General features: G+C 45.1%; 22 protein-coding genes. 15 read left to right on the top strand and 7 right to left on the bottom strand.

What is annotated here, in order from left to right:
- Positions 1-12 precede the first annotated feature (12 nt).
- Positions 13-2,376, top strand: a complete 2,364-nt coding sequence (locus tag CBI31_RS04605; protein ID WP_088525242.1) for a UvrD-helicase domain-containing protein — start codon at positions 13-15, stop codon at positions 2,374-2,376.
- Between the two features lie 20 nt (positions 2,377-2,396).
- On the opposite strand, the gene CBI31_RS04600 is transcribed toward CBI31_RS04605, so the two are convergent.
- Genes CBI31_RS04600 through CBI31_RS04590 form a run of 3 tightly spaced genes read right to left on the bottom strand, consistent with a single transcriptional unit; the run spans position 2,397 to position 4,586 of the window.
- Positions 2,397-3,176: a BPSS1780 family membrane protein gene (locus CBI31_RS04600; protein WP_088525241.1), complete on the bottom strand. Its 780-nt coding sequence runs from the start codon at positions 3,174-3,176 to the stop codon at positions 2,397-2,399.
- The gene (locus tag CBI31_RS04595; protein ID WP_088525240.1) at positions 3,173-4,150 is read right to left on the bottom strand and encodes a homoserine kinase; all 978 of its coding nucleotides are present in this window, start codon (positions 4,148-4,150) and stop codon (positions 3,173-3,175) included. Before CBI31_RS04595 ends, CBI31_RS04600 begins: the two co-directional genes overlap by 4 nt.
- 22 nt (positions 4,151-4,172) lie before the next feature.
- A complete protein-coding gene (locus CBI31_RS04590) occupies positions 4,173-4,586 on the bottom strand; it encodes a hypothetical protein (RefSeq protein ID WP_088525239.1) in 414 nt (137 codons plus the stop codon).
- An 82-nt stretch (positions 4,587-4,668) separates the two neighbouring features.
- Between CBI31_RS04590 and polA the strand changes: the two genes are divergently transcribed.
- Genes polA through CBI31_RS04575 form a run of 3 tightly spaced genes read left to right on the top strand, consistent with a single transcriptional unit; the run spans position 4,669 to position 9,183 of the window.
- Entirely contained in the window at positions 4,669-7,497 is a 2,829-nt protein-coding gene (gene polA, locus CBI31_RS04585; RefSeq protein ID WP_088525238.1) for a DNA polymerase I, read from the top strand.
- Positions 7,498-7,519: 22 nt separating this feature from the next.
- Positions 7,520-8,404: a dienelactone hydrolase family protein gene (locus CBI31_RS04580; protein ID WP_088525237.1), complete on the top strand. Its 885-nt coding sequence runs from the start codon at positions 7,520-7,522 to the stop codon at positions 8,402-8,404.
- A gap of 5 nt (positions 8,405-8,409) precedes the next feature.
- Entirely contained in the window at positions 8,410-9,183 is a 774-nt protein-coding gene (locus CBI31_RS04575; RefSeq protein WP_088525236.1) for a ZIP family metal transporter, read from the top strand.
- 14 nt (positions 9,184-9,197) lie between these two features.
- Here CBI31_RS04575 and CBI31_RS04570 read toward each other — a convergent pair whose 3' ends face one another.
- Together CBI31_RS04570 and CBI31_RS04565 are read right to left on the bottom strand one after the other, a co-directional pair.
- The gene (locus CBI31_RS04570) at positions 9,198-10,031 is read right to left on the bottom strand and encodes a sulfurtransferase (protein WP_088525235.1); all 834 of its coding nucleotides are present in this window, start codon (positions 10,029-10,031) and stop codon (positions 9,198-9,200) included.
- 46 nt (positions 10,032-10,077) lie between these two features.
- A complete protein-coding gene (locus CBI31_RS04565) occupies positions 10,078-11,184 on the bottom strand; it encodes an aromatic ring-hydroxylating oxygenase subunit alpha (RefSeq protein ID WP_088525234.1) in 1,107 nt (368 codons plus the stop codon).
- A gap of 161 nt (positions 11,185-11,345) precedes the next feature.
- Here CBI31_RS04565 and xseB point away from each other — a divergent pair, with 161 nt between their 5' ends.
- Genes xseB through folE2 form a run of 4 tightly spaced genes read left to right on the top strand, consistent with a single transcriptional unit; the run spans position 11,346 to position 15,244 of the window.
- Positions 11,346-11,579 (top strand): exodeoxyribonuclease VII small subunit, encoded by a 234-nt coding sequence (gene xseB / locus CBI31_RS04560; RefSeq protein WP_088525233.1) that lies wholly within the window; start codon positions 11,346-11,348, stop codon positions 11,577-11,579.
- Positions 11,579-12,469 carry a polyprenyl synthetase family protein gene (locus tag CBI31_RS04555; protein WP_088525232.1) on the top strand — a complete coding sequence of 297 codons (891 nt, stop codon included), beginning with the start codon at positions 11,579-11,581 and terminating at the stop codon, positions 12,467-12,469. Before xseB ends, CBI31_RS04555 begins: the two co-directional genes overlap by 1 nt.
- Positions 12,470-12,489: 20 nt before the next feature.
- On the top strand, positions 12,490-14,391 hold the full coding sequence (dxs, locus tag CBI31_RS04550) for a 1-deoxy-D-xylulose-5-phosphate synthase (RefSeq protein ID WP_088525231.1): 1,902 nt from the start codon (positions 12,490-12,492) through the stop codon (positions 14,389-14,391).
- A 25-nt stretch (positions 14,392-14,416) separates the two neighbouring features.
- Positions 14,417-15,244, top strand: a complete 828-nt coding sequence (folE2, locus tag CBI31_RS04545; RefSeq protein WP_088525230.1) for a GTP cyclohydrolase FolE2 — start codon at positions 14,417-14,419, stop codon at positions 15,242-15,244.
- A 6-nt stretch (positions 15,245-15,250) separates the two neighbouring features.
- Here the strand turns inward: folE2 and tsaD are convergent, their stop codons facing one another.
- A complete protein-coding gene (tsaD, locus tag CBI31_RS04540) occupies positions 15,251-16,324 on the bottom strand; it encodes a tRNA (adenosine(37)-N6)-threonylcarbamoyltransferase complex transferase subunit TsaD (RefSeq protein WP_088525229.1) in 1,074 nt (357 codons plus the stop codon).
- 77 nt (positions 16,325-16,401) lie between these two features.
- Here tsaD and rpsU point away from each other — a divergent pair, with 77 nt between their 5' ends.
- From rpsU to CBI31_RS04510, 6 genes are all read left to right on the top strand, one after another.
- A complete protein-coding gene (gene rpsU, locus CBI31_RS04535) occupies positions 16,402-16,614 on the top strand; it encodes a 30S ribosomal protein S21 (protein ID WP_011903537.1) in 213 nt (70 codons plus the stop codon).
- A 128-nt stretch (positions 16,615-16,742) separates the two neighbouring features.
- The gene (locus tag CBI31_RS04530) at positions 16,743-17,189 is read left to right on the top strand and encodes a GatB/YqeY domain-containing protein (RefSeq protein ID WP_088525228.1); all 447 of its coding nucleotides are present in this window, start codon (positions 16,743-16,745) and stop codon (positions 17,187-17,189) included.
- Positions 17,190-17,240: 51 nt separating this feature from the next.
- Positions 17,241-19,166 carry a DNA primase gene (gene dnaG, locus CBI31_RS04525; protein WP_088525227.1) on the top strand — a complete coding sequence of 642 codons (1,926 nt, stop codon included), beginning with the start codon at positions 17,241-17,243 and terminating at the stop codon, positions 19,164-19,166.
- Between the two features lie 223 nt (positions 19,167-19,389).
- Positions 19,390-21,876 carry an RNA polymerase sigma factor RpoD gene (gene rpoD / locus CBI31_RS04520; RefSeq protein WP_088525226.1) on the top strand — a complete coding sequence of 829 codons (2,487 nt, stop codon included), beginning with the start codon at positions 19,390-19,392 and terminating at the stop codon, positions 21,874-21,876.
- A gap of 212 nt (positions 21,877-22,088) precedes the next feature.
- On the top strand, positions 22,089-23,303 hold the full coding sequence (locus CBI31_RS04515; RefSeq protein WP_088525225.1) for a tyrosine-type recombinase/integrase: 1,215 nt from the start codon (positions 22,089-22,091) through the stop codon (positions 23,301-23,303).
- 23 nt (positions 23,304-23,326) lie between these two features.
- Complete coding sequence (locus CBI31_RS04510; protein WP_088525224.1) at positions 23,327-23,914, top strand: hypothetical protein; 588 nt, start codon at positions 23,327-23,329, stop codon at positions 23,912-23,914.
- Between the two features lie 125 nt (positions 23,915-24,039).
- On the opposite strand, the gene CBI31_RS04505 is transcribed toward CBI31_RS04510, so the two are convergent.
- The gene (locus CBI31_RS04505; RefSeq protein ID WP_338047327.1) at positions 24,040-24,597 is read right to left on the bottom strand and encodes a tyrosine-type recombinase/integrase; all 558 of its coding nucleotides are present in this window, start codon (positions 24,595-24,597) and stop codon (positions 24,040-24,042) included.
- A 1,089-nt stretch (positions 24,598-25,686) separates the two neighbouring features.
- On the opposite strand from CBI31_RS04505, the gene CBI31_RS04500 reads away from it, so the two are divergent.
- Complete coding sequence (locus tag CBI31_RS04500) at positions 25,687-26,127, top strand: DUF6641 family protein (RefSeq protein ID WP_088525223.1); 441 nt, start codon at positions 25,687-25,689, stop codon at positions 26,125-26,127.
- The last annotated feature ends 4 nt before the right edge of the window (positions 26,128-26,131 follow it).

Raw genomic sequence — 26,131 nt, 5'->3', positions numbered from 1 at the left:
ATAATTGGGGCGATGTACTCTGACCTGCTCGCCAACCTCAACCCAGAACAACGCGAGGCAGTAACCCTCCCGCCCGTTAATGAAAATGGCCAAGCCCAATCAGCCATGATTTTGGCTGGGGCTGGTAGCGGCAAGACTCGCGTCCTCACGACCCGTATTGCCTGGTTGATCCAAACTGGTCAGGTCTCGCCTATAGGGGTCCTGGCGGTCACTTTTACCAATAAAGCTGCCAAAGAGATGATGGTGCGACTAAGTGCCATGTTGCCGATTAATACCCGAGGCATGTGGATTGGAACTTTTCATGGTCTTTGCAACCGTTTATTACGAGCGCACCATAAAGATGCCGGCTTGCCATCAACATTCCAAATATTAGATACCCAAGATCAGCTTTCTGCCATTAAGCGTCTTTTGAAGGGTTTGAAGGTGGATGATGAGAAGTACCCTCCAAAACAGCTGCAGTACTTTATTGCTCATGCTAAAGAGCGCGGACAGCGTGCTAAAGATTTATCGGTCGGAGATGATTTTCAGGCAAAGATGGCGCAACTCTATGCAGCTTATGATGAGCAATGCCAACGTGAAGGGGTGGTTGATTTTGCTGAACTCCTCTTGCGCAGCTACGAGTTACTAAAACATAGCGAGGCGATTCGTACGCATTACCAAGAACGCTTCCGCCATATCTTGATTGATGAGTTTCAAGATACCAATGCTTTGCAATATGCGTGGCTCAAATTATTATCTGGCCATGATGCTAGTCGTATTAATGTGAGTGGCATGGGAAGCAGTGCAGTGTTTGCGGTAGGCGATGATGATCAAAGTATTTATGCCTTTCGCGGTGCTGATGTTGAGAATATGCGCCTTTACGAAAAGCAGTATCACCCTATGATGGTGAAGTTGGAGCAGAACTATCGCTCACACGGACATATATTAGATACAGCAAATCATTTAATTGCCAATAACTCAGAGCGACTTGGAAAAAATCTACGAACCGATGCAGGCCACGGTGAACCCGTGCGTATCTTTGATGCACCGAGTGATCATGCAGAGGCTGCTTGGTTAGTTGATGAGATTAAAGCCCTTATTAGTAGTGGCATTAAACGCACTGAAATAGCACTGCTGTATCGAAGTAATGCACAGTCTCGAATTATTGAACATGCTTTGTTCTCGGCAGCCATTCCCTATCGCGTCTATGGTGGATTGCGATTCTTCGAACGCGCTGAAATTAAACACGCGCTTGCATATTTACGTTTGCTCGAAAATCCAAACGATGACACTTCTTTCTCGCGGGTAGTCAATTTCCCGACACGTGGCATTGGTGCAAGATCAATCGAGACCTTACAAGATGCAGCCAAGTCTCAGCAATGCTCTCTGTACACTGCTGCCTCTTCCTTAGAGGGTAAAGCCGGTGCTGCTCTGGGTGGATTTGTACGTTTAGTAGATCACATGCGTGAAGCTACGCGTCATAACACCCTTCCTGAAACCGTTGAGTTTGTAATTCAGCACAGTGGTTTGATTCAGCACTATCTTTCGGAGCGTGAAGGTCAAGATCGTGTAGAGAACTTACAAGAATTGATTAATGCTGCAACGGCTTTTATTGCTGAAGAGGGGTACGGACAGGATGCTGCTGCGGCCATGTTGCCTGGTGAAAATGCTCCTGGCATCGTTGAAGTTTCACCCTTAGCAGCCTTCTTATCCCATGCTTCCTTGGAGGCAGGTGATAACCAGGCTCAAGCTGGGCAAGATGCAGTGCAGTTAATGACAGTGCACTCCGCCAAAGGCTTGGAGTTCACCTCCGTATTCATTACGGGCCTAGAAGAAGGTTTATTTCCTCATGAGAACAGTATCAATGAGCAGAATGGCTTAGAAGAAGAGCGCCGCTTAATGTATGTCGCAATTACTCGCGCTAAGGAGCGTTTGTATTTGTCACATACTCAGTCACGCATGCTCCATGGCCAAGTGCGTTACAACATGCCATCCCGTTTCTTAGAGGAATTACCTTCTGAATCTTTGAAGTGGCTCACACCAAAGGCAAAAGATGCACGCTGGGGTGGAGGCACTAAATCTGGAGCGACCTGGCAGGATGGCTATACCCGCCAGCGCGAATACGAATCTGATGATTTCTTTGACTCTGGTAGCGAACGTCCGAGACCTACAAAGCGAGTTGGCTCAGCTTCAACTGAAGTGAAAAGACTGGCTTCGCCACCGCGTGGAAGTTATCCATTTTCGATTGGCCAAAATGTGTTTCATACAAAATTTGGTGAGGGGCGAGTTACGGGGTTAGAAGGTGTTGATACGGACGCGCGAGCCCAAGTGAACTTCAAGCGGCATGGCGTGAAATGGTTGCAGCTCAGTATCGCCAAGCTTGCTGCGATTGATTAGTTTGAAATCTCATTTAATGCTTAAGCAGATGGAATGACTTCATCTTCTGTGAAGCAGGCTTTCCAGGTTGCATAGAAGGAGCAGTGCATTACAGTCAGACCTGCCATAGAGATGGGCGCAATAATGAAAGAAGCGGCCTGACCTAGATCCATTGCATCAAAAATCATGCCCACCGTTAATGGGATGGCAATCAAAACAACGCTCCAAATTGTCAGATATGCAAAGAATGCTGACTTATTAGTCCAGGAGGCCAAGAAGCTAGAAAAGAGCGCTTGAGCAACAGGCATATCTTCCCAGGCTACTAGAACTGGTGAGAACCACATCAACATGGCTACCGGAATATAGAGAATTGCTCCAAAGAACAGCACCAAGTAAATTTGACGAAGGGCCTCGGGCGTAATCGGCTTATCGCTTGTCATTAATGGGATTAGTAATTCAAAATCTACTAAGAGACTTAAGACAAAGCTAAGAAGCAAAATCAGAACCGCATACACGATACCCAGTTGCAAGATACGTTTGCGTATGAGGGCGCCAGACTTCAGTGCGATCAAGTACACCATCGGACTGATGCGCTCCTTTTGAATGGCTTGGCGACAAGCAGTCATAAAGCCTACCGATAGTGTTGGTGTGAGAAGTAACACAGCAAACACACCAATCACCGGAATAATCACTGCCAATTGAGCTGCAAAGATATACAAAAAGACCAACATCAAGAAGCCCAATGGATTCTGTTTAAAGAGCCAAATGCCTTGCCTGATCCAGGTATAACCTTCTTTAGGTGGAACGGAATTTAGTTTCATAGGGATCGGCGACTTAAAAGAATGTGTTCAAAGTGAGTTGGGTCATGCGGTGTCAACATTTGCGCATCCCTAGGTAAATAAAAATCCCAAAGGCGAGATACCCAAAAACGCAGCGCTGCTGCACGAAGCATGAGGGGCCAGCTCGCTTGTTCTTCGCTAGTGAGAGGGCGTACCGATTGATATGCTTGCATGAGGGCATCAAGGCGTGCAGGATCTAAATCCTGTTTATTATCAGCCAGACACCAATCATTTGCAGTCACTGCTAGGTCAAATAGCCACTTATCAGTACCGGCGAAATAGAAGTCAAAGAAACCACCTAATTGATCCTGAGAGCTATCAGCCAATCCCCTTGGATCAAATAAGACATTGTCCCGAAAAAGGTCGCAGTGGCTGGCACCCTGCGGAATCATGTCATAAGCAGCTGAGCTGAAAAAAGCTTCTTGTATTGCTAGCTCGTGGATCAGCAAATCTTTTTGCGCTGCATTGAGATGTGGTGTTATCAGAGGAATTGTTTTTTGCCACCATCCAAGACTACGTAAGTTCTCTTGAGTCTTAGAAAAGTCTTTGCCAGCTAAGTGCATCTTGGCTAGCATCTCGCCAACCATGCTGCAGTGTTTTACCTCTGGCTTGAGTCTAGATAATCCAGGTAGCTTGCTCACAATTGCAGCGGGCTTCCCTTTGAGTGAAAACAGAATTTCACCTTTGTGATTCTCAATCGGCTTTGGAACCGGAATGCCTTTGTTTGCCAAGTGGCGCATCAATTCCAGGTAATAAGGGAGTTGCTGCGCAGATAATCTTTCGAAGATGGTTAAAACGTACTCCTGTTTTTTTCCATCTTGCATGGTATCGAGGAAAAAATTGGAGTTTTCAATCCCACCATGAATTCCCCGAATTTCGCTGGCTTGGCCAATCTTGAAGTCTTTAGCAATCCAATGGGAAATATCTTTTAGTTCGATTGGGGTAAATACAGCCATAAAGCAGCAACGATTCTTTTCTTTACTTCAGTGGAATACTGATGCTAGGCACGCTCAGCAAACCACCTTCTCCAGATTGCGCTCCAGGCTTTACAGAATCTGGCGGAGACATCTCATAAGTGGTGTACTTGGTTTTTACTTGAACTTGCGTTGGGCTATTGGTATCTTTGTATTCTGTGATTTCAGTGCCATTCGCGTCCTTGTATTGATAGCTTGGATTGCGACTCTGGGGAGAATTGAGGGCGCCTGATGGAGTTGCAACAGGTGCAAGCGGCTGATTGTTGATTCGGTTGAGTTCCGAAGGACTTAGGGCTTGGCTGTTATTCTGGGCATGTGCAGGTGCTACTGCTAAAAGTCCTAAAGCCATCAAAAAGCTCATGAGAGCCAGGTTTTGACTGAAGGCGTGGCTAATTAAGTTGGTTAGTGCATGCATCATTTTTCACCTTTTTAAGCCTACTCTCGGACGGTTCCTTAACCAGACCTGTAGGCAATTCACAACTAGATTGTACGATTGCGGTATGACTAAACATAGACTCTTGTTGGTAGACGGTTCTAGCTACCTCTATCGCGCCTTCCATGCCATGCCAGACCTCAGAAATGGGGCTGGGGAGCCCACTGGGGCCATTTATGGCATGGTCAATATGATGCGCCGAGCCAGGTCGGAGCTCAAGGCCGACCACATTGCCTGTGTTTTTGACGCCAAAGGTAAGACTTTCCGAGATGAAATGTACTCCGAATACAAGGCCCATCGCTCCCCAATGCCGGAGGATTTGGTCAAACAAATTGAGCCGATTCATGCGATTGTCAAAGCATTGGGCTGGCCGGTATTAATGGTTTCTGGAGTTGAGGCTGATGATGTGATCGGTACCTTAGCTTGCCAAGCTACGCAAGCGGGTTGGGAAACCATCATCTCCACTGGCGATAAGGATTTAGCTCAGTTAGTCAATCCATCGGTGACCTTGATTAATACGATGACTAATGAAAAGTTAGATATCAATGGCGTGATTGAAAAGTTTGGTGTTCCACCAGAGCGCATAGTCGATTACTTATCCATTATTGGAGATGCGGTCGATAACGTTCCGGGTGTTCCTAAGGCTGGACCAAAGACAGCTAATAAATGGTTAGCAGAATTTGGTGACCTTGATAATTTGATGTCCAATGCTGATCAAGTAAAAGGCGTGGTTGGAGAAAATCTGCGTGCCTCATTGGAATGGCTACCTCAAGCGCGACAACTGATCACTGTTAAAACCGATTGTGATTTATCCCCACATTTACCTGGCTTAGATGATCTCCATGCAATGTCTGAAGATGCCGCTTTACTGCGAGAACTATTTGAGCGCTATGCTTTTAAGACTTGGTTGCGGGATGTAGAAAAGCAGCTAACAAGTCCACCGAATGACGCTCCTGCGGCTACTGTTGACTTAGCAGGCACTCCAATTGCTAATCAAGTAGCCGATCAGTTTGCTTCGCCAAAAAAATCTACAGTGATTGCAACTTCGCCTACCAAAGATTTGTCACAAGATGCGAAAGATTTTCAAGGTGCCATTGAGAAAACATATGAATGCGTAGTGGACGAAGCGAGCTTTGAAAAATGGCTCAAGAAAATTGATTCAGCAGAATTAACTGCCGTTGATACAGAAACCACTAGTCTGGATGCGCTAGCTGCAGAGTTAGTTGGCATTTCTTTATCGGTCAAGCCAGGTGAGGCTTGTTACATTCCGGTGGCACATCGCAATGGAGAGGTGCAGCTAGATCGCGCTACTGTTCTTGCGCGCATGAAACCTTGGTTAGAAAGTAAAACGCATTTAAAGGTCGGGCAAAACTTAAAGTATGACGCACATATCTTTGCTAACTATGGGGTTACCTTAAATGGCGTTGCATTTGATACCTTGCTAGAGTCTTATGTGTTGGAATCACATCTTCCACACAATATGGATAGCTTGGCTGAGCGTCATCTAGGCATGAAGACGATTCGTTACGAAGAGGTTTGCGGCAAGGGTGTTCATCAGATTGGCTTTGATCAAGTTGATCTCAAAATTGCTACGGACTATGCAGCAGAGGATGCAGATATTACCTTGCGTCTGCATTTAGAGCTATGGCCACAGATTCAGGAAAATCAGGGATTGCTGTATGTCTATGAAAAGATTGAAATGCCAGCGATGCGTGTACTGGGCATCATGGAGCGCAACGGCATTCGGATTGATTCTGCTTTATTAGCTAAGCAAGGTCAGCAAGTGGGTAAGCGTCTTCTGGAGTTAGAAGGAGAGATTCATCAGCTGGCTGGACAACCATTCAATATTCAATCACCCAAGCAGATTGCTGAAATATTATTCGGCCAACTGGAGTTGCCGGTCATTAAGAAAACACCTTCCGGCGCACCTTCTACAGATGAAGAGGTATTGCAAAAACTTGCCGAAGATTACCCCTTGCCAGCACGTATCTTGGACTACCGCAGTTTAGCGAAGCTAATGTCCACTTATATTGAGAAACTTCCACGTATGGCTGATCCAAAGACGGGTCGTGTACATACCAACTTCTCTCAAGCCACTGCAGTTACTGGCCGCTTGGCCTCTAGCGATCCCAACTTACAGAATATTCCTGTGCGTACTGAAGAAGGCCGTCGTATTAGGGAGGCTTTTGTACCGGCTGATGGCTGTAAATTACTTTCAGCAGACTATTCGCAAATTGAGCTGCGCATCATGGCGCATATTGCTGAGGATGAAAATTTGTTAACAGCCTTTAGAGATGGTAAGGATGTTCACCAGGCTACAGCTGCAGAAATCTTCGGCATTCCCTTAGATGATGTGAGCTCTGAGCAGCGACGTTATGCCAAGGTCATTAATTTTGGCTTGATTTATGGCATGAGTGCATTCGGTCTTGCGGGTAACTTGGGAATCGAACGCTCTGCTGCACAAAACTATATTGCCAAATACTTTGATCGTTACCCAGGAGTTGCTCAATATATGGAGCACACTCGCTTGGAGGCCAGAGAAAACGGTTACGTGGAAACAGTTTTTGGGCGCCGTCTCTGGTTGCCAGAGATTAAAGGCTCGAATGGCCCACGTCGCCAAGGTGCGGAGCGCGCTGCAATTAATGCTCCGATGCAGGGCACCGCTGCAGATCTGATTAAGTTGGCCATGATTGCAGTTGAGGATTGGCTTGAAAAGGAGCAATTGAAAACAAAACTGCTTCTCCAAGTACACGATGAATTGGTATTTGATGTGCCTTTGGATGAAATCGAGCTTTTGCAAGCTAAATTGCCTGGCTTGATGTGTAATGTTGCAGAGTTAAAGGTACCTTTGGTAGTGAGTATTGGTATTGGCGATAATTGGGAAGAAGCACATTAGTAATCATGACGAGGAGACAAAAATGACTGAAAAAATACAAAATGGTAGAAGAGGTTTCATGAAGACCTCAGCGCTAGGTGCCACGGCCGTAACTACTATCGGTGTTGGATTTGTTACAGCATCAGAGCCAGTGATGGCTTCTGCGATTGTGACTGATTTTAAAGGTCTTAAGGCGGGCGAGCAAATGATTCCAGTAGGCAGCTTTCAGTTGCCTGCTTATGTATCGCGCCCTGAAAACTCTAAAGGACCTGTACCGATCATTATCGTAGTGAGTGAGATCTTTGGTGTACATGAGTACATTGCCGATATCACTCGCCGCTTTGCAAAGCTCGGTTATCTCGCTATTGCTCCGGAGTTTTTTACTCGTGCTGGCGATCCAAATACCTATGGCACTACCGCAGAAATCTTCGCTAATATTGTTTCCAAAACCCCGGACGCACAAGTCTTAAATGACTTGCAGGCTGCTTTAGTGTGGGCTGGAAAAAATGGTGGCGATCTTAAAAGAGTGGGCGTCACTGGATTTTGTTGGGGTGGTCGTATTACTTGGTTATCCGCCACATTGCCGCAAGTACGCGCAGGCGTAGCCTGGTATGGTCGCTTGATTGGTGAAAAGACAGAAGGTAATCCACGCCATCCAGTCGATATTGCTGCTGACTTGAAGGCACCAGTGCTTGGTTTGTATGGTGGTGCTGATACTGGTATTTCTCTAGAGAGTGTTGATCAGATGAAGGCGGCATTAGCGCAAGCAGCCCCTAAGAATCCTGCTGCTAAAGCATCTCAATTTGAGGTTTATCCCGATACCCCCCATGCTTTTCATGCAGACTATCGCGCTACCTATCGTGAAGGCCCTGCAAAAGACGGTTGGGAAAAGTGTATCGCTTGGTTTAAGAAAATGGGAGTGGTTTAGTCGCTATGACGATATTACAAACCATTGTCTTGGTTACTGCCTTAGCAGGCGCTGCTAGCGTATTGGTAGCGGCTACCTTTTCTGTAGCATTGCTTGCTAAGATGGTCCATAACATGGTGAGTTTATCGGTCGGCATTTTGTTAGCAACCGCCTTACTACATTCTTTACCTGAAGCATTCAGTATGGGAGGGGCAAGCCCACAGCTATTGTTTGCGACATTGCTTGCGGGCTTATTGGGCTTCTTCTTGCTTGAGAAAATTGCCCTTCTGCGTCATGACCACCATCACGAAGGGGATGGTCATTCCCATCACCATGGACATGATGCTGAGAATGCTGGACGTAGCGGTTGGATGATTTTAGTTGGCGATGGCATTCATAATTTTGTGGATGGTATCTTGATTGCTGCTGCCTTCATGGCTGACTATCAGGTTGGCGTTTTTACTGCAATAGCAATCATCGCCCATGAGATTCCGCAAGAGATTGGTGACTTTATTGTGTTGCTTAATGCAGGCTTCTCAAAAACTCGCGCATTGTTGTACAACCTGATTTGTGGATTAGCAGCAGTACTTGGTGGCGTATTGGCCTACTTCTTCTTAGAGAAGGCGCACGCTGCGATGCCGTATCTGTTGGTGATTGCATCGAGTAGTTTTATCTATATTGCGGTGAGTGATTTAATTCCGCAAATGCATCGCCGCCCTCACTGGGCTGAGTCTTTGCGTCAAACTCTTTTAATTGCGTGCGGCGTAGGATTTGTGATCTTGCTATCAATGTTGCATTGATAGCTTAATTGCTACTAATCTGTAGCAATTGGTCTTGTTGAGTCAGCGCACCACTCACTCCAGCTGCCTGCATAAAGACGTGAGCCTTTTAATCCTGCTACTTCCATTGCCAAAAGATTATGACAAGCAGTAACGCCTGAGCCACACTGATGAATGATTTCAGATGGCTTTTTAGTTCCCAGTAACTCTACAAAATCTTTAAACAGTTGTTCCGGCGCTTTAAATGCAGTGGCCGACAGGTTGTTTTTAAAGAAGTGATTGACTGCGCCAGGGATATGCCCACCGATAGGGTCTAGAGTTTCGTTCTGTCCATGAAAACGATCGTTTGCTCTAGCATCCAGTACGAGATTTTTGCCAGACTCTAGATTGCTCACCACATCATTAACTGAAACTAGGCCAACATAGGGCATGGGCTCAATGGCTTGAGATGTCGGTGTCGGTTTGCGGGGTATTGTGCCCATCGGACCATTCCAGGAATCTAAGCCACCATCTAAGACGCGGACATTGGCATGCCCAGTGGCTTTGAGCATCCACCACAGGCGGCTGGCATAAACCGAGCCTTGTTTATCGTAAGCTACGACTAAAGTGTTTGGACTAATGCCTAAACGGGCTTTGGTTTTTGCCCAATCTTGTGGGTTGGGAAGTGGATGTCGACCATTACTTCCCGTTTTAGTACCAGACATGTCTTGATCAAGATCGACATAAATAGCGCCGGGTATATGACTTTCTTCGTAAGCTTTTCTGCCGGCTTCTGGGTTAGTTAAATCAAAGCGGCAATCGCAGAGCAAAACATTCTCACCACTGTTGAGAATTTCTTCTAACTGGTTTGCGGAAACTAGAGGAGTCATAAGGCTTCCTATCTTGAATGCAAAATGGTTAAAGAGTGCGCCTTAATTATGCGCCTTGAAAATTCATGACGCGACGGTACCATTCATGAAAATGTTGCATACCGTCTTCCATGGGGCTTTGATAAGGCCCTACTTCATTAATGCCGCGTGCAAACAGTGCAGCACGACCTTGATCCATGCGCTCACCAATCTCATCATCTTCAATGCAAGTTTCCATGTAGGCGGAACGCTCGGCCTCTACAAACTCGCGCTCAAATAAGGCAATTTCTTCTGGGTAATAGAACTCAACAATATTGCGAGTTTTATTTGGCCCCATTGGGTGCAAAGTGGAAACACAGAGAACGCCTGGGTACCATTCCACCATCACATTAGGGTAGTAGGTCAGCCAGATAGCCCCATGCCGTGGAGTCTTGCCTTGATATTGCCGTAAGACTGCTTCATGCCAGTTGCGATACACCGGTGAGCCTGGAGTTTGCAAATCTTTATGTATGCCAACAGTTTGTACGCTATGCCAATCACCAAACTCCCAGTGCAAGTCTTCACAAGAAATAAACTTACCTAAGCCAGGGTGAAACGGCACAACGTGGTAATCCTCGAGATAAACCTCGATAAACGTTTTCCAGTTGTAATTGCAGTCATGTACTTCAACATGATCCAGCATATAGCCATCAAATTGAAGATCGTCAGCTACACCCAGTTTTGCAAGATCAGCGCGTACATCGCGTGGGCCTTCAAACAACATGCCTTGCCAATTTTGTAAAGGGGACTTGCCTAAGTTAAGACAAGGTTTATCTTCAAAATGGGGCGCGCCTAATAAACTTCCACCTAAATCGTAAGTCCAGCGATGGAGTGGGCAAACAATATTGTCTACTTTACCTTTGCCATTGAGCATGAGTGCTTGGCGATGACGGCAGACATTAGAAAGCAGCTCAACACCAGATTCATTGCGAACGAGGATGCGACCTTCGTTTTCTGCGGATAAAGTTTGATAGGAGCCAATTTCAGGCACCATGAGTTCGTGGCCAACATAGCCAGGCCCCTGCTTAAAAAGCAGTTCAATTTCACGCTGATACAGGTCAGCGTCAAAATATGCCGAAACCGGCAGTTGTAGATTGGACGGCGCAAGCTTCTGCGCGGTAGCCAGATTAGTCATTCTCCCCACCCCCGAAAACGTCAGCCGAAGCTAAGCGGAATAACCAATCCAACCATCGACGGATCGATATTGGAAAGGAAGGGGTAGATTATACCCATCGGAGGGGCTTCTCGCTTTAATATGTAGGGCTATCCGTATGGGAAATATGAAGGAAACAGCGTATGCCAGCCAAAAAGTCAGAGACTCAAAAATCAGGCCTTGAGGTCACAATTGACCCAGATCTTCGCTATGAGCAAGCCGTAAAAGAGCTCGAAAAGTTAATTTTGGACATGGAATCAGGAAAATTCTCCTTGGAAGAGACCCTTTTGGCTTATCAACGCGGCGCTGCTTTGTTGAAACATTGCCAGGGAGTGCTTGCTCAAGTTGAACAACAAGTGCGAGTGTTCGAGGCTTAATGACTACCATTTTTCAATTTCAAGAGTGGCTTACTAATCACTCTGAACGAGCTGAGACGGCATTGGATAGCTTGCTTGATTCTGCACAAACTACGCCCAAGCGTTTGCACGAAGCCATGCGTTATGCAGCGCAAGGCGGCGGTAAACGCATTCGTCCTTTATTAGTTTATGCGGCAGGCTCTCTTGGTGATGCTAAAGCACAAGCATTAGATGCTGCAGCAGTTGCGATTGAATGTATTCATGCGTATTCATTAGTACATGATGATCTACCTTGTATGGACGATGATGATTTACGTCGTGGCCGGCCAACAGTCCATAAAGCGTTTGATGAAGCGACTGCTCTTTTAGTTGGCGATGCTTTGCAAACTCGCGCTTTTGAGATACTCGCCAATGCGCAGTGTGAAGTTGACGTACGCTTGCTGATGATTAGTTCTTTAGCCGCTGCTTCTGGTTCGCGTGGCATGGCTGGTGGCCAAGCAATTGATTTAGAGAGCGTTGGGAAAACATTAGATCTGGCAGGCTTAAAACAAATGCATGCCATGAAAACCGGTGCCTTACTTTCTTGCGCTGTTGAATTAGGCGGTATTGCAGCGCATCTAAACCCTACTCAAATGGCGCAACTCCAAAAATATTCAACAGCCCTTGGTTTAGCTTTTCAGATTGTTGATGATGTGCTTGATGCAACGGCCGATAGCCAAACCCTTGGAAAAACAGCAGGTAAGGACGCAGCTGCAAACAAGCCTACCTATGTGACCTTGATGGGTTTAGACTACGCTCAACAGCAGGCTAAAGAGTTGCAAGAAGCGGCCATCGCTAGTCTCACTGATTTTGGTAGCAAGGCAGACGCCTTAAAAGATTTAGCACTCTTGGTTGTGAATAGAGCTAAATAAATACAGATTAAATCAATTTAATGACTTTACATTCCATCAACTCCCCCGACGAATTAAAAAAACTGACTCGTGAAGAATTGCCAGCGCTTGCTGATGAGTTGCGCCAATTTGTTTTGGATTCGGTATCGCAAACTGGCGGACACCTGTCATCCAACTTAGGAACAGTAGAGTTATCGATTGCGCTGCATTATGTATTTGATACTCCACACGATCGTATCGTGTGGGATGTGGGTCACCAAAGCTATCCACATAAAATACTGACGGGTCGTCGTGAGCGCATGAACACTCTGCGTCAGTTCCAGGGATTATCCGGATTCCCGCAACGCGCTGAAAGTGAGTTTGATGCATTTGGAACAGGGCATTCATCAACCAGCATCTCAGCGGCGATGGGTATGGCTCGTGCCTTTCAGACAAAGGGTGAGCGTCATGTAGCCGTGGCAGTCATCGGTGATAGTGCAATGACTGGCGGTATGGCCTTTGAGGCCATGAACAACGCTGGCGTATATGACGATCTGCCTTTAGTTGTTATTCTGAACGACAACGATATGTCGATCTCTCCTGCAGTGGGCGCGCTCAATCGTCATCTAGCGAGATTACTGAGTGGCAATATTTATTCGGCTACTAAAAAGGGTATCGATAGCGTCTTATCGATTGCACCTCCGCTGCGCGAGTTTGCAAAACGTCTAGAGGATCATGCCAAAGGCATGGTGTCACCTTCAACTATCTTTGAAGAATTTGGCTTTAATTACTTTGGGCCAATTGATGGCCATGATTTAGATGCCTTAATTCCAATGCTGCAGAACGTACGCCGCTTAGCCCTAGAGGGCGGTGGGCCACAGTTCTTGCACGTGGTAACTCGCAAGGGTCAAGGCTATGAGTTGGCTGAAGCCGATCCTGTGCTCTATCACGGCCCTAGTAAATTTAATCCTAAAGAGGGCGTCAAAAAAGCTGCGGCGACCAAGAAAACCTTTACCCAAGTATTTGGTGAGTGGTTATGCGATATGGCCCAAGCAGATCCACGATTAATTGGTATTACACCGGCGATGCGTGAGGGCTCTGGTTTAGTAGAGTTTGAGAAAAACTTTCCGAATCGTTACTACGATGTTGGTATTGCTGAGCAACATGCAGTCACTTTTGCTGCGGGCATGGCATGTGAGGGTATGAAGCCGGTGGTGGCAATTTATTCCACTTTCTTGCAGCGTGCTTATGATCAATTGATTCATGATGTCGCTGTGCAAGATCTGCCAGTCTTGTTTGCATTAGACCGTGCTGGCTTGGTTGGTGCTGATGGTGCAACCCACGCGGGTGCTTACGACATTCCATACTTACGCTGCATTCCGAATATGTTGGTGATGACGCCAGCAGACGAGTCAGAGTGTCGCGATCTACTGACTACAGCATTTCATCAACCTCATCCTAGTGCTGTGAGATACCCCCGTGGTTCAGGCGCTGGATTAATTCCTTCTAAGGAACTGCGCACCTTACCATTTGGTAAAGGCGAGATTCGTCGCAAATCCAATGCGCCATCTGGAAGCCGCCTAGCAATTCTGGCATTTGGTACCTTGCTATATCCAGTGCTAGAGGTGGCAGAGGGAATTGATGCAACGGTTGCTAATATGCGTTTTGTAAAACCACTTGATGTTGATCTCATTAAATCCTTAGCGGAGAATCACGATTATTTTGTAACAATCGAGGATGGTGTGATTGCCGGTGGCGCTGGAAGTGCTTGTTTAGAAGCGCTTGCGCATCTCGGAATTAGCAAACCCCTTCTCCAGTTAGGCCTTCCAGATCAATTCATTGAGCATGGAGACTACAACCTACTGATGACCAAGTGTGGCCTGGATGTGGAGGGTATTACACATTCCATCAAACAACGTTTTCCGGCCGTATTCAGAATAAATTCAGTGCTCGCGGGCAAATAAGCTCGTTTTGCTTGAAAATAGAGCTATGAACGACATGAACCCCGCCTTCCTGAAAGCTAGCGCAATGCCTGATGTGCAATCCACATTGGATGAGCGTGCTTTGCCGATTGAGCAAGTTGGTATTCGTGGCGTACGTCACCCCTTAACCATTCGCAGTGCATCTGGAGACTTTCCATCTGTTGGTCAGTTCGAGATGGATGTTGCCCTACCTGCGCATGTCAAAGGAACGCATATGTCGCGTTTCATGGCGCTTCTTCAAAAGCAAGAGATGGCCGTTGATAGCACAACCGTTGTTGCAATGGTGTGCGATATGTTGCCCTTACTTGACGCTAAAGAAGGCCATGTTCAATTTACCTATACCCACTTTGTTAAAAAAGCAGCGCCGGTATCTGGCGTAGAAAGCTTGATGGATTACGAAGTGACCTGGATGGCAACAGCCAAGCAAAATCCTGCAGGCAAGTTAGATATTGAGTTAGGGTTACGCGCTCAAGTACCAGTCATGAGTTTGTGCCCTTGCTCTAAAGAGATTTCAGAATTTGGTGCACATAATCAGCGATCCCATGTCACGATGGATGTTGTACTTGATTCACAAACGAAGATGACAGTTGAAGATTTAATTACTGCCGCAGAGAGCGAAGCCTCTAGTGAGCTTTGGGGTTTGCTAAAGCGTCCCGATGAGAAGTGGGTCACTGAGCATTCCTATAGCAATCCTAAATTTGTAGAGGATTTAGTACGTGATGTGGCTGGCAATCTTAAGGCTGATCAGCGTATCCGCTCCTTTGTGGTTGAGGCTGAGAACTTTGAATCCATTCATAACCATAGCGCTTTTGCCAGAATTAGCCACAAGAAATAAAGCAAGCTAAACCAAATTATTGCTTTGTAAATCCCAACGGGGTTTGATATCAAAGGCTCCAGAAGTTGTGGAGCCATTATTTTTAGCCAGCATGCGTAGAGCTCCAGCAAATGCAATCATGACTCCGTTATCGGTACAGAGTTCAAATGGTGGATAGTGCACTTCAAAACTATTTTTCTTTGCTTTTTCATCAAGCGCATTGCGTAATTGCATATTTGCCCCCACACCACCAGCAAGCACTAAATGTTTGCAGCTAGTTTGTTTGAGAGCTTTTTCTGATTTACTCACTAGCACTGCAACGATGGCATCAACAAAGCTACGCGCGAGATCTGCCTGAAATTGCGCTACCTCAGTAGAGTCGGCAATCTTTTTCTCTTCAAACTTTTTCACCTGATTGAGAACTGCAGTCTTAAGGCCTGAGAAAGAGAAGTCCAAATCACCAGAGTGCAACATCGGCTTGGGTAGATCAAAAATTCCAGGCCGTCCTTTTTCTGCCAACTTAGAAATAGCTGCGCCACCTGGGTAGTCCAGCCCTAATAATTTCGCAGTCTTATCAAATGCTTCGCCGGCAGCATCATCTAAGGTTTCGCCTAAAAGCTCATATTGGCCAATGCCAGAAACCTTCATGAGCTGGGTGTGACCACCAGAGACGAGCAGGGCAATAAACGGAAATTGGGGAGCACTTTGACCTAAAAGCGGAGAAAGTAGATGTCCTTCAAGGTGATGAACCCCAATGGAGGGTAAATTGAGCCCCTGGGCTAGAGACTTGGCAAATGCACTACCCACTAGAAGGGCACCAGCAAGGCCGGGGCCCTGGGTGAAGGCAACTGCATCAATATCAGCCAGTTTGAGGCCTGATTGCCTTAAAGATTGGTCTAAAAGGGGTAAAACACGCCGAATATGGTCTCTTGAGGCTAGTTCTGGAACTACACCCCCGTAATCACGGTGCATAGCGATCTGGGAGTGCAAACCTTGCCCCAAAATGCCCTGAAATGCAGGTTTGCCCTCTTCCCAAGGGGTGGTGTTGTATAAAGCCACCCCAGTCTCGTCACAAGAAGTTTCTATTCCTAAAACAATCATTTTTTGGTTTGCTCGTGCTAGAATCGCAATTCAGTTAATTTTTCGATATTTATCGAGCATATACGAGTTAAATAAGTATGACTACAGTCCGCCTCCGCGAAAACGAACCATTTGAAGTGGCATTGCGCCGTTTCAAGCGCACCATTGAAAAAAATGGTCTTTTGACAGACTTGCGTGCCCGCGAGTTTTACGAGAAGCCAACGGCTGAGCGTAAGCGTAAAAAGGCTGCTGCTGCCAAGCGCCATTACAAGCGCATTCGCAGCCAAATGTTGCCTAAGAAGCTTTACTAATAGAATTTAAAAGCTCTCTTCACCGAGAAGCTTTGAAACCCGCTGACGGTGAAACGCAGCGGGTTTTTGTTTTTTGAATTGCTAACTACAGCTATATAGCGAGATATATTCAACATCAGGAAAATGCAATGAGTCTAAAAGATCAAATCACTGAAGATATGAAAAATGCTATGCGTGCAAAAGAGACTGCACGTCTGGGGGCTATTCGTTTATTGCTTGCTGCGATTAAGCAGCGTGAGGTGGATGACCGTATTGTTCTGGATGATGCTGCTGTGATTGCGATTATTGAAAAAATGATGAAGCAGCGTAAAGACTCAATCTCGCAGTTTGAAAAAGCTAATCGTGATGATTTGGTGGCAATCGAAGTTGCTGAAATGACCATCTTGCAAGCCTACTTGCCCGCCCAAATGTCAGATACTGAAGTAGAGGCTGCAGTTGCAGCAGCAGTTACTTCTACAGGCGCTACTGGCCCACAAGATATGGGTAAAGTGATTGGCATTCTGAAGGGTCAATTGGCTGGTAAGGCTGATATGGGTAAAGTATCTGCTTTAGTAAAAGCCGCACTCGCCAAGTAAGTAATTGAGCGACTAGCCAACTCAGTAAAACAGTTTCATACTGCTAGCCTAATGGCGCTTATTCCACAATCCTTCATTGCCGATCTTTTAAATCGGGTTGACATCGTTGATGTGGTTGGGCAGCACGTCAAGTTAAAAAAAGCCGGTGCAAATTACCAAGGTTTGTGCCCCTTTCATTCAGAAAAGTCCCCCTCATTTTCAGTGTCGCCTACTAAACAGTTCTATCACTGCTTTGGCTGTGGGGCCCATGGATCTGCCATTAGTTTCTTGATGGAATATTCTGGTCTTGGTTATGTGGATGCGATTGAAGATTTAGCACGCTCTGCAGGGCTAGATTTGCCGCGCGAAGAGCGCACCGCCAATGATGTTGCAAGAGCGCAGCAAGCGATGGCCTTAAGTGAGGTGATGAGCTCAGCAGCAGATTGGTATCGCCAACAACTCAAAGGCAATACCAGAGCAGTAGAGTATTTAAAGGGTCGCGGCCTGACCGGTGAGATCGCAAAACGTTATGCCTTGGGCTATGCCCCGGATGGCTGGCAAGGACTCGAGTCGGTGTTTGGTTCTTATACCAATGATGAAGTAGCAAAGACGCTTGTAGAGGGCGGCCTCCTAATTCAGGGAGAGCAGTCTGAAGGCGCTCCAGTGAAGCGCTACGATCGTTTTCGTGATCGCATCATGTTCCCCATTCGCAATCCCAAAGGTCAAACCATTGGCTTTGGTGGGCGCATTCTGGATCAAGGCGAGCCGAAGTATTTAAATTCTCCTGAGACGCCATTGTTTTCAAAAGGCAACACGCTCTACGGATTATTTGAAGCAAGACAAGCAATTCGTGCGCAAGAGTATGTCTTGGTATGTGAAGGTTATATGGACGTGGTGGCGCTGGCGCAATTGGGTTTCCCGAATGTAGTAGCCACTTTGGGAACTGCATGTACAGCAAATCACGTTCGTATGCTTCTCAGACAAACAGACAAAGTAGTTTTCTCATTTGATGGCGACTCTGCTGGTCAACGTGCAGCACAACGTGCACTCGAGGCTTGTTTGCCGCTGATGTCTGACGATAAAGAAATTCGTTTCTTATTCTTGCCGACAGAGCATGATCCTGATAGCTATGTGCGCGCTTATGGCGCAACTGCATTTGAGAAGGTTATTAAAGAAGCGATGTCGATCTCCAGCTTCTTCTTTAAGGTTGTCAGTGAGGACCACGAGCTCACTACTCCAGAGGGTAGAGCGCATACCCATCACGCAGCCAAACCATTATTGCTCTCGATGCCACCCATTGCATTACGCACTCAGATTTTGCGTGAGCTCGCGATTCGAACGAATACGACCCCGGCAGAGCTTGAGTCATTTTGTGGTTTAACAGCAGTACCAGCTCCTGCACAACAAGCTAGATCACAAATCAATTCAAATTCTTTTGCTAACAGTAATCGGCAGGGCGCACCTTGGCAAGCATCTAAAGGTTCTGCAAAACGCGTTGCTATCCAAAATATTGAGCCACCGAAGGCGCCAACGGATTTAGCAGAGCAAATGTTGCGTGTAATCATTCAGTTTCCACATCTTGGAAAATCATTAGACGCCAATAAACGTTCACTGGCATTGAAGGCTGCAGAACAGCGATCAACTAAAGCTCTCTCATTGATGCAAGATCTTTTATCTCAATGTGACTTAGTAGAATTAATTCCAGGTGAGGGTAATCAGTCTGCTACCGCAGGCGCTGGCGCTTTTGCAATGTTCCAAGACCAACTCTCACGCAGTGAGCTTGCCCCCTTATACGAGGTACTTAGAAATCGAGTCATGGGGTCAGACTTGGATCTGGATGGGGCTACGGCAGATCTAGAAGGCGCCTTTAAAAAGCTAGAACTGACCCATTTAAAACAAGAAATGACCGCAATTGCACAAAAGATTGCTGGCAGCACTGCCGATGACCAAGATCGCGCTAGGTATCGTGAATTAGGCGAAAAGCTGAAATTCTCTTAAGTATTTACGCAAACACCCCTAAAAATAGCCTGAAACTACTTACTATTTTTAGTTCATCGGGGGCTAAAAAAGTCGCAATCGACTATAATCCTCTGTTCCCAAGAAAAAAATGAATTAATTCAGCTACTTGCGCTTTATTTTGATGAAATTTTGGGCAAGCGGACTACGGGGCTGTACTTCATCAGTCGATATCAATAACAGTAATGTGAGTAAGTGCTAATAAATGCCTAATACCAAGACCAAAAAACCAGTCAAACCAGTCGCTAAAAAAGCGAAAGCTCCAGCTAAGCCAGTGAAGGCTGCTGCCAAGCCGGCCCCAAAAGCAAAAGCTGTTACAAAACCAGTAGCTAAGAAACCTACGGCTAAGTCAGTCAAACCAGCTAAGCCAGCTCCAAAAGCAAAAGCTGCTGCAAAACCAGTAGCTAAGAAACCTTCGGCTAAGTCAATCAAACCAGCTAAGCCAGTGAAGGCTGCTGCTAAGTCAGCTCCAAAAGCAAAAGCGCTTCCTAAGCCTGAAGCCAAAAAAGCGGCAGCTAAACCTGTTAAGCCGGTGAAGGCAGTGAAAGCTCCAGCTAAACCAGTGAAAGCTGCTGCTAAGCCTGAGCCTGTAAAAAAAGTGAAAGCCTCTGCAGTAGCAAAGGTTGAAGAAGTTAAAGGTAAAAAAGCAAAGGCCGCTGAAGTTGCTGCTCCGGTAGTTGAGGAGGAGAAAAAGCGCGGTCGTAAGGCTAAAGTAGAGGCTCCTACTGATGGCGCTGAGCCAGTATTAACGGATCGTCAAAAAGCACGTGAGCGCAAAGCAAAAGAGAAGGCGCTCTTAAAAGAATTTGCAGCTCAACAATTGGGTACAGAGGAGCAGCAGGAGTTACGCCGTGCTCGTTTGAAGACCTTGATCAAGATGGGTATGTCCAAGGGTTATTTAACCCATGGTGAAATGAATGACGTAATGTCTGATGAGTTATCTGATGCTGATGCATTAGAGACTTTAATTAGCTTGTTGAACGATATTGGTATTACTGTTTATGAACAGGCTCCAGACGCAGAAACATTAATTCTGTCTGACAACACGGAAGCTGCCGCTTCTGAAGAAGAGGCCGAAGAAAAGGCTGAAGCAGCCCTCTCTACGGTAGATTCAGAATTTGGTCGTACTACCGATCCAGTCCGTATGTATATGCGCGAGATGGGTACTGTAGATCTTCTGACTCGCGAAGGCGAGATTGTGATTGCGAAGAAGATTGAGGCTGGCCTAAAAGATATGGTGATGGCCTTGGCTGCCTGCCCAGTTACCATTAGTGAAATCTTGAGCAACGTTGACAAGATTACTACTGGCGAGATGGAGATTGACCAGTTTGTGGATGGCCTAGTAGATCCAAACGCTGAAGATATTAAGTTGGGACCAGAAGAGCCAGAGATTGATCCTAATGCTGAAGAAGAGGAAGGCGATGATGAGGGCGGTGGCGGTGGCGCTGCTGCTGCAGCAGCCAATGCTAAACAGCTTGAAGAGTTAAAACAAATCTCCCTCGAGAAATTTGCCATCGTTCGCACACAAGCCGACAAAATGCGTCGTGCTTTTGATAAGGATGGTTATAACTGTCCTGCTTATATCAAAGCACAAGATCTGATTCGTGGCGAGTTGTTAGGTTTCCGCTTAACTGCGAAAAGTGTTGAGAAGTTATGTGACACGATGCGCTCTCAGGTTGACCAAGTATGGAAGCTAGAGCGTGGCATTGTGAGCTTGTTAGTAGATAAGATTGGCGTCAATCGTGGTGAAGTATTAAAAGACTTCCCAAAGATGGCCATGAATCTGACTTGGACTGACAAGCTGCTCAAAGAGAACAAGCCTTACGGTGCACTCTTACAGCGTAACGTACCTGCCATTCAGGAGCTTCAACAGAAGTTGATTGATATTCAGACCCGTGTGGTCATTCCACTGCCAGAGTTAAAAGAAGTGAATAAGCAGATGACTGCAGGTGAGAAGCGTACTCGTGAGGCTAAGCGTGAGATGACGGTAGCCAACTTACGTCTCGTAATCTCCATTGCCAAAAAATACACCAACCGTGGTTTGCAGTTCTTGGACTTGATTCAAGAAGGCAATATTGGTTTGATGAAAGCGGTAGATAAGTTTGAATACCGTCGTGGCTATAAGTTCTCCACTTATGCAACCTGGTGGATTCGTCAGGCAATCACCCGTTCTATTGCTGACCAAGCCAGAACCATCCGTATTCCAGTGCACATGATTGAGACAATCAACAAGATGAACCGTATCAGCCGTCAGATCTTGCAAGAGACTGGCCATGAGCCAGATGCTGCAACCCTAGCGCTGAAGATGGAGATTCCGGAAGACAAAATTCGTAAGATCATGAAGATTGCTAAAGAGCCAATCTCGATGGAGACTCCAATTGGTGACGATGAAGATTCTCATTTAGGTGACTTCATTGAAGATGGCAATACCTTGGCCCCAGCCGAAGCTGCCCTGCATGAATCTATGCGTGACGTTGTCAAAGATGTTCTGGATTCATTAACACCACGTGAAGCAAAAGTATTGCGTATGCGTTTTGGCGTTGAGATGAGCACAGACCATACTCTCGAAGAAGTGGGCAAACAGTTTGATGTAACGCGTGAGCGGATTCGTCAAATAGAAGCGAAAGCCTTGAGAAAAATGCGTCATCCAAGCCGTAGTGACAAACTCAAGACCTTCCTCGAGGAAGATTGATCCAAAGATTAACGGGCCTATAGCTCAGTTGGTTAGAGCAGAGGACTCATAAAGTTGGATAGAGGACTAATACAGTTTTGCTACATTGATTTAAGCACAGCAAAACTGTAAGTCCGCTTGACAGCAATCTTGTTGCATATTCGTGGGTTTGCGACAACGCTCTCAAGCGTATGTAGTCGCGAGAAAATGTCTTTGACAGCACACTTGCGTGTATGTCACTACTACAACAATTCTATAAAGCACAAGTTGACGCTGACGCTGATAAAAAAATAAAAGCAGTGGCTGGCAAAGCCACGCTGTATAAGCGTTCCAGCACCAAGCATTGGCAAGTGCGATTTAAGTTAGCCAATGGCAAGTGGCATTCGCAATCAACTTACACAGAGGATAAAGATGAAGCAATAACAAATGCTGAATACATTTATCAAACAGTCCAAATAAAAACTGAAGCTGGACTAACGCCAGTGACAAAAACATTTAAGCAAATTGCTACAGAAGAGTTAGCGAATATGTCGCAAGCAATGGCTAATGGGGTTGGTAAGAGAACATACAGAGACTATATATTTGCCATCAACAAATATCTTATTCCATTTTTTGGTAATTACACGATAGAAAAAATTACTACAGAGTTGGTAAGAGACTTTGAGAGTTGGCGTATAGCAATGATGGGCAAGGTGCCTATGCAAAGCACTAAGCGTAATCACTCGTCTGCCTATATCCGTGTTATCAATTTAGCAAAAGAGCTTGGTGTTATCAGTAGCACTCGTGTTGTGCCAATGTTAGATAGCAACGGTGAAAGAAGTCGTGCTCGTCCTGCATTTACTGACGAGGAGCTAAGTGAGGTGATAGCATTTGTGCCAAGTTGGATTGAAAGCTCATACACAGCAAGAACAAGGTTGATGCGAATTTTATGTGGTGCGTATATAGAGTTTCTCGTGAATACTGGAATTAGACACGGCACAGAAGCATTGCCATTGAGATGGAAGCACTTGCAGTGGCATTGGATTGGTGAGAAGAAATACTTACGCATATGGGTGAGTGGAAAAACTGGACCACGCTATTTGATTGCTAAGAATGAAGTGATTGCGGTATTAGAGAAAATAATACTTTGGCACGAGCTACCTTACGCAACATTGGATGATTTGATAGATGCCAAGTTAGACAAGCTGATATTTAGGCTGACGAGTGGTGAGCAAATTAGCAATATGGAAAACATCTTTCGTAATTTGATGAAGCGTAGCAAGTTGATGTATGACAGTGGAGGACAGCGAAGAACGCTGTATAGCCTACGCCATACCTACGCTACAAGAGCATTGGCAAAAGGAGTAGATATACACACATTGGCGCGCCAAATGGGAACAAGTGTTTTGATGATTGAAAAGCACTACAGCAAGATAACCCCAATGCTAAGTGCTGAGAAGTTAGCATAAGGATTAGTTAGAATAATGGCGTTATGCCAAAACTAAACAACACCCATCTACCAGAACGCATACAAGAGCACATCGCAAAAATGGAGCGTGGTGAAGAAGTTGAAGCTAAAAAAGATAAAACACTTTTGAATGAACAACAGCAAAAGGAATTAAAAGAGGCATTAGCTCATCAACAGAAATTAAAGAAAACGCATAAGAGACCAAAAACACAAGAAGAAAAAGATGCTATTGGATGGAAAGAAATTAGAGATGTGCGTTTAGGAATTTATAAGCAAGCATTAGAAGAGTTGAATGCAAATGTAGTGGATGATATTAGAGAACTACAAAGACAGAGAGAGGCAAAGGCTGCAAGAGTGTTTATGGATGCGTGGAGTAAAGCTATAGATGAAGGTAAGCGTGGAGCAAGCGCAGAGAGTGCAGGGAATATTGCCTTAACGAGAGCAGGATTTACACCAAAAGGTAGTATTGGGCTTACTAAAAGAGATAGAGAAATTAGGGAGTCAGAAGAAGCAATATTGAAAATGCTTGAGAGTAAGCTAAGTGTAGAAAAAAAAGAACAGTTAGATTTGGTGAGAGAGCACGAAAAGGCAGTGAAAAAACGGAAGAAGTAGTGGTTTATTAAAACGCAGGTTTTTTGTTTATTTGTAAAAAACCCTGCGTTTCCTTAAACCCTTATAATTACTTGGCTTACAAGGCCATAAAAACCAACCATCCCATCCCAACCAAGCTGACCAAGTTAAACCATCTCTACAGCATTACGCATCAATTCGCTATTACAGTCTATGTAGCATTGAACGCTACTGAGTGCTTTGTGACCACTTAAACCCATAATCACACGCACACCAATTCCTTTGTTGGCTAAAGTGGTAATGAAAGTGCGACGAGATGAGTGTGAGCTTGCTCCATCCAAACCCACACGCTTATAAAGATAGTGGAAGTGCTGTGTCAGTGTATTTGCTGTAAATCCATCACTATCTCGCTTTTGACTGTAAAAGAACTTACAGTTAGGATTGGTATTTACAAGGAGTTTGGCATATTGCTGTAGCTCTCTTCGCAACTTCTCATTTACAAATACTGTTCTTGCCTCATTCGTCTTTGTGTTTTCTGCCAATAAGCGTATTTCGTTCTTTATACTGCTATCAGTATCCATAACATCGCGTATTCGTAGGCTTGCCACTTCACTGACACGCATTCCCGTATTAAACATCATCATTACTAATGCTCTGTTGCGTGATGCGTGTTTTCGTGTAGCGCAATAATCAAGCACTTTACGAATTTCTGCGTTGTTTAACACTTTTGCTTGCTTAGCCATAGTTTTCTTTCCTAACCAAAGTTTTGCTATAGCTAAATTGTGTTTTCTTTTGTTTCTTTCTGCGACCTCTTTGTGCCAACTCTGTATCAAATTAAATTCCTTCCAATAATCAATGGGATAAGCTGTTTTAAATATCAAATGTAATGTTTTGCTTATTTCCTTACATATAGCTATTTATTGGGTTTGTGGGACATTGACTACAGAAATGCATAGACTTGCGTATAGCGTCTATGTGCTGTGTGTTTAATTCTCAGCTGTGTAGCTATTAGATAGTTAGATTAAATTGCTTGTAGAAGCTAATTGATGTATTTGTTTAGAAGTTAGCTACGCTAACTTGTGCTTTCATAAAAGCTATCGCTTTTACTCAGCACTTTCTTTTTTAATTTCTTATTCATTGATTATTTGAAATTGCTTTTAGATATCTTTTACTAGGAAGCATAAGCCACGCTTCTACAAGTAAGCGTGGCTTTTAAGTAATCTCGTAAATACTTTTACTTAGGTTTTCATAACTGATATACACACAACTTGATTTAACAAGGAAGGTAGGTTTTGCTATCCCCTTTTATGTGCTCGTCTAACGCAACACTTCCACAGCCTATATCAGTAGCTTTGTGGAGTGTTTGTGGGTTTAATTGTGGCATCCCACTCACTTTATTCGCATATCGCTACGCTACTAACCATTACAGCATCGCAAACGCTTCTACACAGTGGTGTGGCATTTAAGGCATCTAGCACATAGTGGATAACTACAGCTAGGTAGTGCGATACAGCGAGTAATGAGCAACCCAATCGTCTACCGTCACACATCAGAACGGATTTAACAGCACATACATTTGGCGTGCCAACCTTTGTCTCATTTGTATTTTATTTATACAAGACCAAATAATCCGTAATTTTTTCCATCCTTTTATTTGGTTTGAATGGGAACTTGGTGGCAAAAAGAGGTCGCATAAAGCCATACACCGCAACTACAGTAGATATATAGGGTTTAGGCAAACGCAGGGTTTTTTATAACAAAAAAAGTCTGCTTTTTGATAAACCATACCTATAAATCAACTTGGAGAATGAGTAATGAGCACATTGGATGGATTGAAACTTAGCACAGCAAAAAAACCAGCACATCTGCCACAAATCGTTTTACGCAGAAATAAACTATCAAACAAACTATGGGAGCAAATTCAGTTAGCCAAAAGTCAAATTGAAGGCACGCAGTTTGTTGTCAAGAAATATAAAAGCATAGTAGATAGAGAAACAGGCTTACGCAAACAAGTAGAAGTTCCCAAACGTATTCGCGAGTGGTGGTTTAAGAATGAACAAGGCAAGATGTGCGTGAGCATTAGATATGGCACACAAACTATAGAGCTTGTTAAAGGCAAAGGAAGTATTGAAGTGGAAAGTGCAACAGCGTTGATTAAAGCGTTAGAGCTTGTCAAGCAAGCTGTTGAGGCTGGAGAACTTGATACGCAAATCAATAACGCAAGCATCAATGTTCGTAAAGTGTTTGATAAGTAGTTAT

The sequence above is a fragment of the Polynucleobacter campilacus genome (assembly GCF_002206625.1).
In the GTDB taxonomy this organism is placed as follows: Bacteria; Pseudomonadota; Gammaproteobacteria; order Burkholderiales; family Burkholderiaceae; genus Polynucleobacter; species Polynucleobacter campilacus.
The sequence above is the reverse complement of the archived record's forward strand: the minus strand, read 5'-3'. Positions and strand labels throughout refer to the sequence as shown.

Excerpts from the sequence above, each read along its gene's own strand:
- xseB (WP_088525233.1), top strand. The coding sequence starts at position 11,346 with ATGCCAGCCAAAAAGTCAGAGACTCAAAAATCAGGCCTTGAGGTCACA.
- CBI31_RS04595 (WP_088525240.1), bottom strand. The coding sequence starts at position 4,150 with ATGGCTGTATTTACCCCAATCGAACTAAAAGATATTTCCCATTGGATT.
- CBI31_RS04590 (WP_088525239.1), bottom strand. The coding sequence starts at position 4,586 with ATGATGCATGCACTAACCAACTTAATTAGCCACGCCTTCAGTCAAAAC.
- rpsU (WP_011903537.1), top strand. The coding sequence starts at position 16,402 with ATGACTACAGTCCGCCTCCGCGAAAACGAACCATTTGAAGTGGCATTG.
- dxs (WP_088525231.1), top strand. The coding sequence starts at position 12,490 with ATGACTTTACATTCCATCAACTCCCCCGACGAATTAAAAAAACTGACT.
- CBI31_RS04580 (WP_088525237.1), top strand. The coding sequence starts at position 7,520 with ATGACTGAAAAAATACAAAATGGTAGAAGAGGTTTCATGAAGACCTCA.
- CBI31_RS04515 (WP_088525225.1), top strand. The coding sequence starts at position 22,089 with ATGTCACTACTACAACAATTCTATAAAGCACAAGTTGACGCTGACGCT.
- tsaD (WP_088525229.1), bottom strand. The coding sequence starts at position 16,324 with ATGATTGTTTTAGGAATAGAAACTTCTTGTGACGAGACTGGGGTGGCT.
- CBI31_RS04555 (WP_088525232.1), top strand. The coding sequence starts at position 11,579 with ATGACTACCATTTTTCAATTTCAAGAGTGGCTTACTAATCACTCTGAA.
- polA (WP_088525238.1), top strand. The coding sequence starts at position 4,669 with ATGACTAAACATAGACTCTTGTTGGTAGACGGTTCTAGCTACCTCTAT.
- rpoD (WP_088525226.1), top strand. The coding sequence starts at position 19,390 with ATGCCTAATACCAAGACCAAAAAACCAGTCAAACCAGTCGCTAAAAAA.
- CBI31_RS04530 (WP_088525228.1), top strand. The coding sequence starts at position 16,743 with ATGAGTCTAAAAGATCAAATCACTGAAGATATGAAAAATGCTATGCGT.
- CBI31_RS04500 (WP_088525223.1), top strand. The coding sequence starts at position 25,687 with ATGAGCACATTGGATGGATTGAAACTTAGCACAGCAAAAAAACCAGCA.
- folE2 (WP_088525230.1), top strand. The coding sequence starts at position 14,417 with ATGAACGACATGAACCCCGCCTTCCTGAAAGCTAGCGCAATGCCTGAT.
- CBI31_RS04510 (WP_088525224.1), top strand. The coding sequence starts at position 23,327 with ATGCCAAAACTAAACAACACCCATCTACCAGAACGCATACAAGAGCAC.
- dnaG (WP_088525227.1), top strand. The coding sequence starts at position 17,241 with ATGGCGCTTATTCCACAATCCTTCATTGCCGATCTTTTAAATCGGGTT.
- CBI31_RS04565 (WP_088525234.1), bottom strand. The coding sequence starts at position 11,184 with ATGACTAATCTGGCTACCGCGCAGAAGCTTGCGCCGTCCAATCTACAA.
- CBI31_RS04575 (WP_088525236.1), top strand. The coding sequence starts at position 8,410 with ATGACGATATTACAAACCATTGTCTTGGTTACTGCCTTAGCAGGCGCT.
- CBI31_RS04600 (WP_088525241.1), bottom strand. The coding sequence starts at position 3,176 with ATGAAACTAAATTCCGTTCCACCTAAAGAAGGTTATACCTGGATCAGG.
- CBI31_RS04605 (WP_088525242.1), top strand. The coding sequence starts at position 13 with ATGTACTCTGACCTGCTCGCCAACCTCAACCCAGAACAACGCGAGGCA.
- CBI31_RS04570 (WP_088525235.1), bottom strand. The coding sequence starts at position 10,031 with ATGACTCCTCTAGTTTCCGCAAACCAGTTAGAAGAAATTCTCAACAGT.